The 13306-nt window shown below is 61.9% G+C and carries 12 protein-coding genes; 3 read left to right on the forward strand and 9 right to left on the reverse strand.

The features are described 5' to 3' along the window. Nucleotides 1–15 precede the first annotated feature (15 nt). A complete protein-coding gene (locus tag FJ960_RS15770) occupies nt 16–759 on the reverse strand; it encodes a creatininase family protein (protein WP_140715145.1) in 744 nt (247 codons plus the stop codon). 3 nt (nt 760–762) lie between these two features. Further along, nucleotides 763–1329: an SIS domain-containing protein gene (locus tag FJ960_RS15775; RefSeq protein ID WP_140715261.1), complete on the reverse strand. Its 567-nt coding sequence runs from the start codon at nt 1327–1329 to the stop codon at nt 763–765. A 190-nt stretch (nt 1330–1519) separates the two neighbouring features. Between FJ960_RS15775 and FJ960_RS15780 the strand changes: the two genes are divergently transcribed. Further along, nucleotides 1520–2542: an aldo/keto reductase gene (locus tag FJ960_RS15780; protein WP_140715147.1), complete on the forward strand. Its 1023-nt coding sequence runs from the start codon at nt 1520–1522 to the stop codon at nt 2540–2542. Nucleotides 2543–2626: 84 nt separating this feature from the next. Here the strand turns inward: FJ960_RS15780 and FJ960_RS15785 are convergent, their stop codons facing one another. The 4 genes from FJ960_RS15785 to clpP all read right to left on the reverse strand — a co-directional run bounded on the left by FJ960_RS15785 (nt 2627) and on the right by clpP (nt 7981). Further along, nucleotides 2627–2899 carry an HU family DNA-binding protein gene (locus tag FJ960_RS15785; RefSeq protein WP_027143628.1) on the reverse strand — a complete coding sequence of 91 codons (273 nt, stop codon included), beginning with the start codon at nt 2897–2899 and terminating at the stop codon, nt 2627–2629. A gap of 196 nt (nt 2900–3095) precedes the next feature. Continuing rightward, nucleotides 3096–5507 carry an endopeptidase La gene (lon, locus tag FJ960_RS15790; RefSeq protein WP_140506451.1) on the reverse strand — a complete coding sequence of 804 codons (2412 nt, stop codon included), beginning with the start codon at nt 5505–5507 and terminating at the stop codon, nt 3096–3098. Between the two features lie 274 nt (nt 5508–5781). Continuing rightward, nucleotides 5782–7056: an ATP-dependent Clp protease ATP-binding subunit ClpX gene (clpX, locus tag FJ960_RS15795; RefSeq protein ID WP_023759839.1), complete on the reverse strand. Its 1275-nt coding sequence runs from the start codon at nt 7054–7056 to the stop codon at nt 5782–5784. 295 nt (nt 7057–7351) lie between these two features. Then, a complete protein-coding gene (gene clpP, locus FJ960_RS15800) occupies nt 7352–7981 on the reverse strand; it encodes an ATP-dependent Clp endopeptidase proteolytic subunit ClpP (protein WP_027028064.1) in 630 nt (209 codons plus the stop codon). 391 nt (nt 7982–8372) lie between these two features. On the opposite strand from clpP, the gene FJ960_RS15805 reads away from it, so the two are divergent. Beyond that, the gene (locus FJ960_RS15805) at nt 8373–8966 is read left to right on the forward strand and encodes a hypothetical protein (protein WP_140715149.1); all 594 of its coding nucleotides are present in this window, start codon (nt 8373–8375) and stop codon (nt 8964–8966) included. 2 nt (nt 8967–8968) lie between these two features. Here FJ960_RS15805 and FJ960_RS15810 read toward each other — a convergent pair whose 3' ends face one another. Next, nucleotides 8969–10072 carry an FAD-dependent oxidoreductase gene (locus FJ960_RS15810; RefSeq protein WP_140715151.1) on the reverse strand — a complete coding sequence of 368 codons (1104 nt, stop codon included), beginning with the start codon at nt 10070–10072 and terminating at the stop codon, nt 8969–8971. A gap of 103 nt (nt 10073–10175) precedes the next feature. Between FJ960_RS15810 and FJ960_RS15815 the strand changes: the two genes are divergently transcribed. After that, on the forward strand, nt 10176–11426 hold the full coding sequence (locus FJ960_RS15815) for a cytochrome P450 (RefSeq protein ID WP_140715153.1): 1251 nt from the start codon (nt 10176–10178) through the stop codon (nt 11424–11426). A 128-nt stretch (nt 11427–11554) separates the two neighbouring features. Here FJ960_RS15815 and FJ960_RS15820 read toward each other — a convergent pair whose 3' ends face one another. Together FJ960_RS15820 and FJ960_RS15825 are read right to left on the reverse strand one after the other, a co-directional pair. Continuing rightward, nucleotides 11555–11899 carry a cupin domain-containing protein gene (locus FJ960_RS15820; RefSeq protein ID WP_140715155.1) on the reverse strand — a complete coding sequence of 115 codons (345 nt, stop codon included), beginning with the start codon at nt 11897–11899 and terminating at the stop codon, nt 11555–11557. Between the two features lie 6 nt (nt 11900–11905). Continuing rightward, nucleotides 11906–13186: an O-acetylhomoserine aminocarboxypropyltransferase gene (locus FJ960_RS15825; RefSeq protein WP_027143622.1), complete on the reverse strand. Its 1281-nt coding sequence runs from the start codon at nt 13184–13186 to the stop codon at nt 11906–11908. Nucleotides 13187–13306 lie beyond the last annotated feature (120 nt).

Raw genomic sequence — 13306 nt, forward strand, 5'->3', positions numbered from 1 at the left:
GAAGGAAAGGGCGGGCTAGGCCTTCAGGATCGTGCGCAGATGATCCATGATCATGGCGACGCCCTGCTGTCCGAGTTCTGCCGAAGCATCCGCCGCGCTCGCCGTATACCAGCTTTTGTTGTCCGCGAAGTGCGCGGCATCCACCGCTTCCGGGCATAGCGCCAGCATCAGCGATGTCTCACCGATGCCGGCATGGTCGAACGGGTATTTGCCGTTCATTGCGACCGGCATCAGGGGATGCACCTGTACCCAGTTGAAGAAATTTTCGCCCGCGGCATGTCCGGCGTAGTAGTCGGCCATCGTCTCGGCTCCCCACCAGCCCTCGCCGCGCTGCTTCTCGAGGAAGCGGAAGATCGCCTGTCTGCCGGCGGTCTTGAAAGCGAGATCGGTCGGCATGCCGGCGGAGAAATTCTCAGTCTGGTGATGAATGATGGCGTGGATGTTGCGAAAGCCGATGCGCAGCAGGCTGTAGAACAGCTCTTCGCCGAACGGCGCCAGTTGATTGCCGCCGACCTGAACGGAGCCGCTGCCTTCAGGCGGTGCGACAGCATAGCTCGCCGCCCCGTAATAGAAGGGCGGCAGGATGACGATGTCGCTCTCTTTTTCGAACAGTTCCAGCGTCTTGATGACGGCCAGCGTGTCCATGCCGACGGCCATGTGCTCGCCATGGTATTCCAGCACGCCGAGCGGCAGCGCGACCGGCCAATTCTGCGCGATCGCCTTGCGGATCTGGTGCGGCAGCATCAGTTCATAGCGCATGGTCTATTCCATGTTGGTGTGACGGGCGCGCATGGCTTCCGGCAACGCCGCGGTCAACTCCCTTAATTTCAGCACCATGATCTCGAACAGCAGGAACAACGCGCCCTCGAAGACAGAGCCCATCGGCAGCACCGACGTCTTTTGCGGCCCCTGGTCGTCGGCCATGGTCTGCGCCGGGATCAGCAGCGTCAAATCGGCTAGCCCTACAGCGCTGCCGCCCGCCTGGGCGGTCAGGAGCAGGACGGTTGCGCCGGCCTCGCGCGCAATGCGCATCAGGGTGAGTACAGTCGAAGTTTCGCCAGGCCCGGAACTGACAAGCAAGACATCGCCCTGCCCTACAGGCGGCGTGGTCATGTCGCCGACGACCGAAACCGGCAGGCCCAGATGATAGAGCCGCATGGCGAAGCCCTTCACCTGCAAGGCCTCGCGGCCGCAGCCATAGACGACGATCTGTCTGGCATCCGCCAGCATCCCGCAAGCGGCGTCGATCCGATCGCGGTCGACGCGCGCCAGCACCGCGCCAAGCTCGTCGAGCGCGGTCCTGAACATCTGCGAGCCGGAGTTGCTCATGGCCGCGCCACCGGCGTGCCAGTAGTCGAAGATGATTGGCAATTTCCGATCATGCTCTTCCCCGGAACAGCTTGATTTCGTTCATGCTAGCAACCGCGAAAATGCGTGTCCAACGCTCAGCGGTGCTTTTGCCGAGCCACGAGCATGATAGTGTCATGTTAGACAAATCAATGCGGGAAAATTTCAAGACATGAAGACACGGCATTTCGACCGCATCGGCAATGGCGGCATCGCCTTTACGGAGCTGGGCTTCGGCACGGCTCCGCTCGGCAATCTTTACCGCGCCGTCTCCGACGAGGACGCCAATGCGACGCTGGAGGCCGCCTGGGCGACTGGCTGCCGCTACTATGACACAGCACCTCTCTATGGGCTCGGCCTGTCGGAAACGCGCCTCAACCCGTTCCTGCGCTCCAGGAAGCGCGACGACTATGTGCTGTCGAGCAAGGTCGGCCGCATCATGCGCGCCTGCCCGCCGGAGGAGCGCACGGGCATCGGCAAGTTCTTCGACACGCCGTCGCGCAAGGAGGTCTACGATTACAGCTATGACGGCGTCATGCGCTCGTTCGAGGCGTCGCTGGAGCGGCTTGGCGTCGACCGCATCGACATCCTGTTCGTGCACGATGTCGACATCTTCACCCATGGCAGCAAAGAGGCGTCCGACCAGCGCATCGATGAGTTCATGCGCTCGGGCTATTATGGTCTGCTTGCCTTGCGCGACCAAGGCGTCATCAAGGCGTTCGGCGGCGGCATCAACGAGTGGCAGGTGGCCCAGACGCTGGCCGAGCGCGGCGATTTCGACCTGTTCCTGCTTGCCGGTCGCTACACGCTGCTGGAACAGGAGGCGCTGACATCGTTCCTGCCGCTTTGCCAGAAACGCGGCATCGGCATCGTTCTCGGCGGCCCCTACAATTCCGGCATCCTGGCGACCGGACCCAAGCCCGGCGCCTACTACAACTATTCCGAAGCGCCGCAGGATGTGCTCGACCGCGTGACGCGCATCGAGGCCGTCTGCAAACGCCATGATATCAGGCTGATCGAGGCCGCCCTGCAGTTCCCGCTGTTGCACCCGTCGGTGGTTTCGGTCATCCCCGGCGGCCAGAGGCCTGAAGAAGTCGAGAGCAACCGGTCGCTGCTGGACGCGAAACTCCCTGCAGCGCTCTGGGCCCATCTCAAGAAGGAAGGCCTGATGCGCGCCGACGCCCCGACTGTTTGAGGAGCTTCCGATCCGATCGACACGAGTCCAAAAATGAAAAGCCGGGCAAGCCCGGCTTTTCAGGTTTTTGAAAATTAAATGCGCTTAGTTGACGGCGTCCTTGAGGCCCTTGCCGGCCGAGAACTTCGGCACGGTGCGCGCCGGGATCTGCACTTCGGCACCGGTCTGGGGGTTGCGGCCAGTGGATGCAGCGCGCTTTGACACGGTGAAATTGCCAAAGCCGACAAGCCGGACATCGCCGCCCTTCTTCAGTTCGCCGGAGATGACAGAAAACACTGCATCGACCGCCGACTGCGCGTCACCCTTCGAAATGCTCGCGGCGTCGGCGACAGCGGACACCAGTTCGTTCTTGTTCATAAAAATTCCCTTCCATGAGAACACCGGAACTTACGACTCGTCCGGCAGGAAACGGACTTTAGAAAGAAGCGTTGCCGCAACCAAGTCGAAAAGGCAGGAAAAAAGCGGAAAAAGCCCGGAATTCCGGGGTTTTTCACATGAAAAAGCCGGGCGCGAGGCCCGGCTTTCTGTTTGTGCACTGCAACTTTAGAAAAAACTAATGCGCAAGCGACTTTCCGGCATCGTCGGCACTGTCGGTCGTGGCCGGCGGATTGACCGGCTCGACCCATTCGATCGGCTCCGGCATCCGCACCAGCGCGTGGCGCAACACCTCACCGACGCGTGAGACCGGAATGATTTCCATGCCGTTCTTCACGTTGTCCGGAATCTCCGCCAGATCCTTGGCGTTGTCTTCCGGGATCAGCACCTTCTTGATGCCGCCGCGCAGCGCGGCGAGCAGCTTCTCCTTGAGGCCGCCGATCGGCAAGATGCGGCCGCGAAGCGTTATCTCGCCAGTCATCGCCACATCGGCCCGAACCGGAATACCCGTCAGCACCGACACAATGGCCGTGGCCATGGCGGCACCCGCGGACGGACCGTCCTTCGGCGTTGCGCCTTCCGGCAAGTGCACGTGGATGTCGCGCTTGTCGAACAGCGGCGGCTCGATGCCGAAATCGATGGCGCGCGAACGGACATAGGAGGCCGCCGCCGAAATCGATTCCTTCATCACGTCGCGCAGATTGCCGGTCACCGTCATGCGGCCCTTGCCGGGCATCATGACACCTTCGACCGTCAGCAACTCGCCGCCGACCTCCGTCCAGGCAAGACCGGTGACGACACCGACCTGATCGTCAGCCTCGACCTGGCCGAAGCGGTAGCGCTGAACACCGAGATAGTCGGCGAGGTTCGCCGCCGTGATGCTCACCGTCTTCTTCTTCGTCTTCAGGATCTCGGTCACCGCCTTGCGCCCGAGCTTCATCAGCTCGCGCTCCAGGCTTCTGACGCCCGCTTCACGGGTGTAGGTCTGGATGATCGCGCGGATCGCGTCCTCACCGACGGAGAACTCCTTCGGCTGCAGTGCGTGATCGCGGATCACCTTCGGCATCAGGTGCCGCTTGGCAATCTCGATCTTCTCGTCCTCGGTGTAGCCGGCGATACGGATGATCTCCATGCGGTCCATCAGGGGCGCAGGGATGTTCAGCGTGTTGGCCGTCGTCACGAACATCACGCTCGACAGGTCGTATTCGACCTCGAGGTAGTGATCCATGAACGTCGAGTTCTGTTCGGGATCGAGCACCTCGAGCAGGGCCGACGACGGATCGCCACGGAAGTCCTGGCCCATCTTGTCGATCTCGTCGAGCAGGAAGAGCGGGTTGGACTTCTTTGCCTTCTTCATCGACTGGATGACCTTGCCGGGCATCGAGCCGATATAGGTGCGCCGGTGACCACGGATCTCGGCTTCGTCACGCACGCCGCCGAGCGCCATGCGGATGAACTCGCGACCGGTTGCCTTAGCGATCGATTTGCCGAGCGAGGTCTTGCCGACACCGGGAGGGCCGACGAGGCACAGGATCGGCCCCTTCAGCTTCTTCTGGCGGCTTTGCACGGCAAGGTACTCGACGATGCGGTCCTTGACCTTGTCGAGGCCGAAGTGATCGGTGTCGAGGACGTTCTGCGCGTAGGCCAGGTCCTGCTTGACCTTGGAGTTCTTGCCCCACGGGATCGACAGCAGCCAATCGAGATAGTTGCGCACGACCGTCGATTCAGCCGACATCGGCGACATCGTCCTGAGCTTTTTCAATTCGGCTTCCGCCTTTTCGCGAGCCTCCTTGGAGAGCTTGGTTTTCTTGATGCGCGCCTCGATCTCGGCGGCCTCGTCGCGGCCGTCCTCGCCTTCGCCGAGCTCCTTCTGAATCGCCTTCATCTGCTCGTTGAGGTAGTATTCGCGCTGCGTCTTCTCCATCTGGCGCTTGACGCGCGAGCGGATGCGCTTCTCCACCTGCAGGACGGAGATTTCGGCTTCCATGAAGCCCATCGCCTTTTCCAGCCGCTCCTTGACGGAAAGCGTGGCCAGCATTTCCTGCTTTTCAGGGATCTTGATGGCGAGATGCGAGGCAACCGTGTCGGCGAGCTTGGAATAGTCGTCGATCTGGCTGGCGGCACCCACCACTTCGGGCGAGATCTTCTTGTTCAGCTTGACGTAGTTCTCGAAGTCGGTGACGACCGAGCGGGCGAGGGCCTCGACCTCTACCTCTTCCTCTTCCGGCTCGACCAGCGCCGCGGCCTTGGCCTCGTGGAAGTCGGGACGGTCGGTGAAAGAGACGATTTTCGCACGCGAGGCGCCCTCGACCAGAACCTTGACGGTGCCGTCGGGCAACTTCAGCAATTGCAGCACATTGGCGAGCGTGCCGATGTCGAAGATCGCATCGGGCTCGGGATCGTCATCGGCGGCATTCATCTGGGTGGCAAGCAGGATCTGCTTTTCCTGACCCATCACCTCTTCCAGCGCCTTGATCGACTTTTCACGCCCGACGAAGAGCGGAACGATCATGTGCGGGAACACCACGATGTCGCGCAGCGGGAGGACTGCGAAGACGCCGTCGCTGGGAGCCTTGGATATTTTGGCCATTGTCCAACCTTTCATGTCGCGGCCACCATCAGGCCAACCGCGAATCTCATATTAACGACCGGGGATCGTTCCGCCTACCACCGTTTATGACGGGAGTTTTACAGCACAGAAATCGGGCACCTCGGCCTTCTCGTGTTAGGTGGAGGCAGGCGGGCCAAAGATCAAGAGTTAACATGGTCCGCAATCCATTCCATCGCGAAGGTGTGCCGGTTCCTCGCAGCAAAACGGCGCCGCATGGGCGCCGTTCCACAAAAATATAGGGCCAAGTGCCATATCAGGCGCTGACATTGCCCTTCTTTTCCTTCTGTTCGGAATAGATGTAGAGCGGCCGGGCGCTGCCGGTCACCACCTCTTCCGAAATCACCACCTCGCGCACGCCTTCGAGCGCGGGCAGTTCGAACATCGTGTCGAGCAGGATCGCTTCCATAATCGAACGCAGGCCGCGCGCGCCGGTCTTGCGCTCGATGGCGCGCTTGGCGATCGCCGAAAGCGCGTTCTCGTGGAAGGTCAGGTCGACATTTTCCATCTCGAACAGGCGCTGATATTGCTTGACCAGCGCGTTCTTCGGCTCGGTCAGGATCTGGATCAATGCCGGCTCGTCGAGATCTTCGAGCGTCGCCAGGACCGGCAGACGACCGACGAATTCCGGAATGAGGCCGAATTTCAACAGATCCTCGGGCTCGACCAGGCGGAAAACGTCACCAGTGCGGCGATCCTCCGGCGACGCGACGATGGCGCCAAAACCGATCGAGGTTTTCCTGCCGCGGTCCGAGATGATCTTGTCCAGCCCGGCGAAGGCGCCGCCGCAGATGAACAGGATGTTGGCGGTGTCGACCTGCAGGAATTCCTGCTGCGGGTGCTTGCGGCCGCCCTGCGGCGGCACGGAGGCGACCGTGCCTTCCATGATCTTGAGCAGCGCCTGCTGCACGCCCTCGCCCGACACGTCGCGGGTGATCGAGGGATTGTCGGACTTGCGCGAAATCTTGTCGATTTCGTCGATGTAGACGATGCCGCGCTGGGCGCGCTCGACATTGTAGTCGGCCGACTGCAACAGCTTCAGGATGATGTTCTCGACGTCCTCGCCGACGTAACCGGCCTCGGTCAGCGTCGTGGCGTCCGCCATGGTGAAGGGCACGTCGATGATGCGGGCCAGCGTCTGCGCGAGCAGCGTCTTGCCGCAGCCGGTCGGGCCGATCAGCAGGATGTTGGACTTGGCCAGCTCGACGTCGTTGTTCTTGCCGGCATGCGCCAGGCGCTTGTAGTGGTTGTGGACCGCCACCGACAGCACGCGCTTGGCGTAGGGCTGGCCGATGACGTAGTCGTCGAGAACCTTGAGGATCTCCTGCGGGGTCGGCACGCCCTCGCGCGACTTCACCATCGAGGTCTTGTTCTCCTCGCGGATGATGTCCATGCACAGCTCGACGCACTCGTCGCAGATGAACACCGTTGGGCCGGCGATCAGCTTGCGCACCTCGTGCTGGCTTTTGCCGCAAAACGAGCAATAGAGCGTGTTCTTGGAATCACCGCTGTTGTTGCCGACCTTGCTCATTTTCATGTCCTTTCATGGCCGCCCGCCGATGGTCTGGCTGAAAGGGCGCATACTCTATTTATCGCGGGAATCCGCCGCCGCCAGTCTTCCGGCTCCCGCAACGTATTGCGTACGAAACACAAATCAGAAAACGTGGCAATGATTCGCAGCTTCCCCACGCAAAGCTAAGCCGTCGAAAATCAACATAGCCTTAACGTAGGCAATCCCGACCTCCGAGGGAACAGCCAATTGTGGCCGAAATGACGCAAGACACGCCAAAAGCGCGTGATGGTGCCATCCAACTGCCAACTAGCCTTTATGCCAACGCCCCCTCGGCCGCCTCGCGCGACGAAATGACCTTGTCGATCAGGCCGAAATCCTTGGCCTCGTCGGCGGTCATGAAATGGTCGCGGTCGAGCGTCTTCTCGATCTCGTCATAGCTCTTGCCGGTGTGCTTGACATAGACCTCGTTGAGGCGACGCTTCAGCTTGATGATGTCCTGGGCGTGACGCTCGATATCGGACGCCTGGCCCTGGAAGCCGCCGGACGGCTGGTGAACCATGATGCGGGCGTTCGGCGTCGCGAAACGCATGTCCTTGTGACCGGCGGTCAGCAGCAGCGAGCCCATCGAGGCCGCCTGGCCGATGCACAGCGTCGACACGGCCGGCTTGATGAACTGCATGGTGTCGTAGATCGCCATGCCCGAGGTGACGACGCCACCTGGCGAATTGATGTAGAGGTTGATTTCCTTTTTCGGGTTCTCAGCTTCGAGGAACAGGAGCTGCGCGCAGACCAGCGTCGCCATGCCGTCCTCGACCGGACCGGTGATGAAAATGATGCGCTCCTTGAGGAGGCGCGAGAAAATGTCGTAGGCCCGCTCGCCGCGATTGGTCTGTTCGACCACCATCGGAACGAGGTTCATGTAGGTTTCGACGGGGTTCTTCATCAGTTATCTCTTGTCTCGCGGTGGGATTCCGGCGCCGGACAGGCTGGCAGCTCGGGCAGAATCGGTTCTGGATCGTCAAGATGTAAATAGGATGCCGGCTCATCCTTGTGCAAGGCCGACCCGTCCTAGCCATCTGGGTAAGTCGAATCAAGCTTCCGGGCAAGGATTAGCAGCAGCTGATGCCACGCCGACCCGAAATACCGAGCCGGCCCCCGCCAGGTAGCAGTTTCTTAACCTCGTCACTTAACGAAATGCGCCGAACCGCTTTTCTCCGCAACGGCCTCCGCTACAATTCAACGTTGAACTCGTGGCTTTGTTTTTATGCATGTCGTTGCCCCAAAACCGAGGTTCACTTTTGGGCGCCATGCAATAGAGTTCAAATGGGAGTGTCATGTCAGGAAAGACCGCATGCTTCGCCATTGCCGGGCTGACCCTGCTCGGCTCGATTTCGCAAACGGCGGCAGGCGGCCGCGCCGTCGAATGCTACGAGCCCGTCCGCACACCGGCCGTTTACGACACCGTCTACGAAGACGTCATGGTCAGCCCTCCCGGCCAGCAGACCGTCGACTATGATCCGCCGATCTATGGCACCCGTGAGCGTGTGGCGATGACCGTTCCGGCACAGGTTCAATATGAAGTGGTCCCGGCAATCACCCGGACCGTCTACCACACCGTCAGGATCGATGGCGGCGGTTATTCCTGGGAATGGCGCGTCATCCATGGCCGCCGGGTGCTGTGCAAGGTCTGGCACAAGGCGCGCTACGAACGCGTCGCCGAGACGGTGGTGATCCAGCCCGAGCGAACGCGGCGCGTCGTCATTCCGGCGCAATATGACAGCATCGCCGAGGAGGTGCTGGTGCGCCCCGAGCAAAGGCGCGTCATCGATATTCCCGCCGCCTACCAGACCGTCCCGCGGCGCGTGCTGGTGCGTGAAGGGTCATCGGAATGGCGCCGCGTGCATATACCGAGGCACTGCCAGGACTGAGCCTAGGCCACCTCGGCCCGCAGCCAAGCCTTGAGGCCCGCGACATCGCTATCGCCAATGGCTTTGGCAACACGGCGCCCGACCGCGGCACCAAATTTGTAGCCGTGACCCGAGCACGCCGAGACGACCAGGCACTTGCCTGTCTCATGCGCCAGGAATTTCTCGTCTGACGTGAAGGTGTAGGCGCAGGTGACCACTTCGGTCACCTTATACTCCTCGATGCGGGCGATCGGCGGCGAAAACAGGTTGCGGATCGCCTCGCCCTCGCCCGGCACCGGCTCGCGGTTCCAGTCGGCGTCGCTGGTCGGCACCTTGTGCAGGCCTGAGCCGAATTTCATGCCGGCGCCACGGGTGGGCGGGATCATGTAACCGTCGGTCTTGCCGCCGACATCGAGAATGACGGGCGCCGCCTCCCAGGCCGCCTTGAGATCGGCGGGCGGTTCGACATAGGCGAGCGCGGTGCGAAAGGTCTTCAATTCACCGCCGAGTTCAGGGAATAGCTTCAGCACCCAGGCGCCGGCGGCAACGACTATGCGGTCTGCCTGCATCGTCTCGCCGCTTTCCAGCACGATATGGCCGGCCTCGGCATCGATCTCCGTCACCTTGCTGTGCTCGTAGACGTTGGCTCCGTTGGCGCGCAGCCATTTGGCGAGCCCCGCCGCTATTCCGCGGCAATGCAGCGCGCCGCCTTCCCTGGAGAAATAGGCGTAGCGGAACGAGCCGGCCTCAAGGAACGGCCAGCGCTCGACGGCAGCGTCCGGTTCCAGCAGTTCGAAAGGGAAATTCCCCTCTTCCAGGCCCTCGCGGTATTCCTCGGCCTCATCGCCGGGCTCGCGCGAAACGCAGACGAACCCGCGCGCATCGAGGTGGTTCTCGCCGAGATCGGCCCACATCTCGTCCCAGGCCTCATAGGCTTCGGTGATCAGCCGCCCATAGTCGGTGCCAGCGCGGTAGGCGCGGCGAATGATACGGTGATGGTCGCCCGATGCCGCCAGCGGATTGGGAATCGGCCCCTGCTCGACGATCGACACGGCGTGGCCCGCCTTGACCAGCGACCACGCCGTGGAGAGACCGGCGATACCCGCGCTGACAACGATCACATTCATCCGTTCAGACTTTCCGCAACCCTATGCTGGCTCAATGCATCGGGCTGTCGGACGCAACATACGGTCTGGAACCGGGCTGGCAAGCCGCGCTATGGGTTCTGGCATGACCAAATCGACGCTCCCGTATCTGGCCTTTGATCCAGCCACTCGCCGGCTCAGGCTCGACCCGCGCGAACCGGCTTTCTTCCTGAACCCTTACGAGGCCTACGGCTTCCTGCACGACGCGTCGAATGCATTTTTCTGGGAAGAGTTCGGCTTCTGGTGTTTTGGTGGCTTTGGCGATGTCAACAGACTGCTGCGCGACCGCCGTTTCGGCCGCCAGAACCCGGCCGGCGTCCCAGACAGCCGTGGTGTCGGCCAAGACAGGACCTATCTCAAGGCATTTGACGGCATCGAAGCCAACTCGATGCTGGAACTGGAGCCGCCGGTGCACACGCGGCTGAGGACATTGGTCAACCGTGCCTTCGTCTCGCGTCAGGTCGAACGGTTGCGGCCGCGTGTCGAGGCACTCGCCAACGAATTGATGGATCGTTTCGAACCTGGCAAGGTCGTTGACCTCCTGCCGGCCTTCGCCTCCCCGCTGCCGATCACCATCATCGCCGAAATGCTCGGCGTGCCGGTGGAGATAGGCCCGCAACTGCTCGACTGGTCGCATCGGATGGTCGCCATGTATATCCATGGCCGCACCCGCGAGACCGAGGACGCGGCCAACCGTGCCGCGGGCGAATTCTCCGACTTCCTGCGTGGCTACGTGACCGAGCGGCGCAAGAAGCCGGGCGATGACCTGCTGTCGCTGCTGATCTCGGCCCAGGAAGACGGCCAGAAACTGTCCGAGGACGAGCTGGTCTCCTCGGCCATCCTGTTGCTCAACGCCGGCCATGAAGCGACCGTGCACCAGACCGGCAACGCCGTCCATTCCATCCTGGCGCAAGGCGGCGACCCGCGCCGCTTCTTCACCTCACCGGAAGCGACAGCAGCGACGGTCGAGGAATGCCTGCGCTTCGACGCGCCGCTGCACATGTTCATGCGCTATGCCTATGAGGAGATCGAAATCGCGCCCGGCATCGTCGTGCGGCCGGGCCAGACGATCGGGCTTTTGCTTGGCATGGCCAATCATGACCCGGACGCCTTTGCCGAACCGCAGGCCTTCCGGCAGGAGCGCACCGACCAGAAGAATGTGTCTTTCGGCGCCGGTATCCATTTCTGCATCGGCGCGCCGCTCGCCCGCCTCGAACTGCAGGTTTCGCTGAAGACTTTGTTTGATCGGCACCCGCGAGTGCATCTTGCCGAACAGCCCCGCTTCCGCGACAGTTACCACTTCCATGGGCTGGAGGCGCTCTCCGTGCATTTCTGACCATGGTGGGCTGGGCTTGCGATGAGATTGTTTTCGAGAGGCGCGATCGCGCTCGCCGTGACGATCCTGTTCGGCTGCATGGCTGACGCCGTGGCCCAGAAGCCGGAGAGTATCCGGCAGCGAGGTGATCAAAGCTTGATCACATACTCCTTGCGAGTCGTTTCAAGCACTTCCCAGCTTCCCCTGAAGCCCGGCCTCAGCACGAAGCTGTCCCCGGCCTTGACGGTGCGCGCTTCCCCACCCTCTTCCGCGATCACCGAGACCCCTGACAGGATGTGGCAGAATTCCCATTCGTCATAGACGATGCGCCATTTGCCAGGGGTCGATTCCCAGATGCCGGCGTAGAGGCCGCCGTCGCGCTCCTCGATGTTCCAGGTGCGGAATTTCGGATCGCCCGAAATCAGGCGATCCGGCGCGGGCGCGCCGGATTCGGGCTCGACGCTCTTGGTGTCGACGGAAAGAAGCGCGGACATATCAGGTCAGACCTTGGCGAGTGCCTGTTCGAGGTCGGCGACAATGTCGGTGACATCCTCGATGCCGATGGACAGCCGCACAGTGTCCGGGCCAGCGCCGGCCTTGACCTTCTGCTCGTCGGAAAGCTGGCGGTGCGTGGTCGATGCCGGGTGGATGACCAGCGACTTGGTGTCGCCGACATTGGCCAGATGCGAGAAGAGCTCAAGTGCTTCGACGAACTTGATGCCGGCCTCGTAGCCGCCCTTGAGGCCGAAGGTAAAGACGGCGCCGGCGCCTTCAGGCGAGTATTTCTTCTGCAACGCATTGTTCTTGTCGCTGGGCAGGCCGGGATAATTCACCCAGGCGACCTTGGGGTGGTTGGACAGCCAGCCGGCGACCGTGATCGCGTTGTCGCAGTGCCGCTGCATGCGCAGCGGCAAGGTTTCGAGGCCGGTGAGGATAAGGAAGGCATTGAACGGCGAGATCGCCGGGCCGAGATCGCGCAGGCCGAGCACGCGGGCGGCGATGGCGAAAGCGAAATTGCCAAAGGTTTCGTGCAGCACGAGGCCGCCATATTCGGGGCGCGGTTCCGACAGCATCGGGTACTTGCCCGACTTCGACCAGTCGAAGGTGCCGCCGTCGACGATGACGCCGCCGATCGAGTTGCCGTGGCCGCCCATGAACTTGGTCAGCGAATGGACGACGATATCGGCGCCGTGCTCGATCGGGCGGATGAGGTAGGGCGAGGCCAACGTGTTATCGACGATCAGCGGCAGGCCATGTTTGCGGGCGATGTCGCCGATCTTCTCGATATCGACGAAGGTGCCGCCCGGATTGGCCAGGCTCTCGATGAAGATCGCCTTGGTCCTGTCGTCGATCTGGTTCTCGAAGGTCGAGAGATCATTGGTGTCGGCCCAGCGTACCTCCCAACCATAATTCTTGAAGGCATGGCCGAACTGGTTGATCGAACCACCGTAAAGCTTGTTGGCGGCGACGAAATTGTCGCCGGGCTGCATCAGATTGTGGAACACGATGACCTGCGCGGCATGGCCGGATGCAACCGCAAGCGCAGCCGTGCCGCCCTCGAGAGCCGCGACGCGCTCTTCGAGTACTGCCTGGGTGGGATTCATGATGCGGGTGTAGATGTTGCCGAACGCCTTCAGCCCGAACAGCGAAGCCGCGTGGTCGGCGTCATCGAAGACGAAGGAGGTCGTCTGGTAGATCGGCGTGGCGCGCGCGCCGGTGGCCGGATCGGGCTTGGCGCCGGCGTGGACCGCGAGCGTGTTGAAACCGGGCGAACGGGTCACTGAAACCTCCCTTTGAAACTTTTAATTGGCGGGGCATTCTTGGCGAAGCGCGGCCTGGAATGCAAAGAAGAAAATACCTTTCGCCGTGCGACCCGCGATGAACGCATGGGAAACTTAACG

The sequence above is a fragment of the Mesorhizobium sp. B2-3-11 genome, from assembly GCF_006442215.1.
Classification (GTDB): Bacteria; Pseudomonadota; Alphaproteobacteria; order Rhizobiales; family Rhizobiaceae; genus Mesorhizobium; species Mesorhizobium salmacidum.

Bases quoted from the DNA above. Each gene is read 5' to 3' on its own strand.
- FJ960_RS15770 (WP_140715145.1), bottom strand. From the start codon at position 759: ATGCGCTATGAACTGATGCTGCCGCACCAGATCCGCAAGGCGATCGCG.
- FJ960_RS15775 (WP_140715261.1), bottom strand. From the start codon at position 1,329: ATGAGCAACTCCGGCTCGCAGATGTTCAGGACCGCGCTCGACGAGCTT.
- FJ960_RS15780 (WP_140715147.1), top strand. From the start codon at position 1,520: ATGAAGACACGGCATTTCGACCGCATCGGCAATGGCGGCATCGCCTTT.
- FJ960_RS15785 (WP_027143628.1), bottom strand. From the start codon at position 2,899: ATGAACAAGAACGAACTGGTGTCCGCTGTCGCCGACGCCGCGAGCATT.
- lon (WP_140506451.1), bottom strand. From the start codon at position 5,507: ATGGCCAAAATATCCAAGGCTCCCAGCGACGGCGTCTTCGCAGTCCTC.
- clpX (WP_023759839.1), bottom strand. From the start codon at position 7,056: ATGAGCAAGGTCGGCAACAACAGCGGTGATTCCAAGAACACGCTCTAT.
- clpP (WP_027028064.1), bottom strand. From the start codon at position 7,981: ATGAAGAACCCCGTCGAAACCTACATGAACCTCGTTCCGATGGTGGTC.
- FJ960_RS15805 (WP_140715149.1), top strand. From the start codon at position 8,373: ATGTCAGGAAAGACCGCATGCTTCGCCATTGCCGGGCTGACCCTGCTC.
- FJ960_RS15810 (WP_140715151.1), bottom strand. From the start codon at position 10,072: ATGAATGTGATCGTTGTCAGCGCGGGTATCGCCGGTCTCTCCACGGCG.
- FJ960_RS15815 (WP_140715153.1), top strand. From the start codon at position 10,176: ATGACCAAATCGACGCTCCCGTATCTGGCCTTTGATCCAGCCACTCGC.
- FJ960_RS15820 (WP_140715155.1), bottom strand. From the start codon at position 11,899: ATGTCCGCGCTTCTTTCCGTCGACACCAAGAGCGTCGAGCCCGAATCC.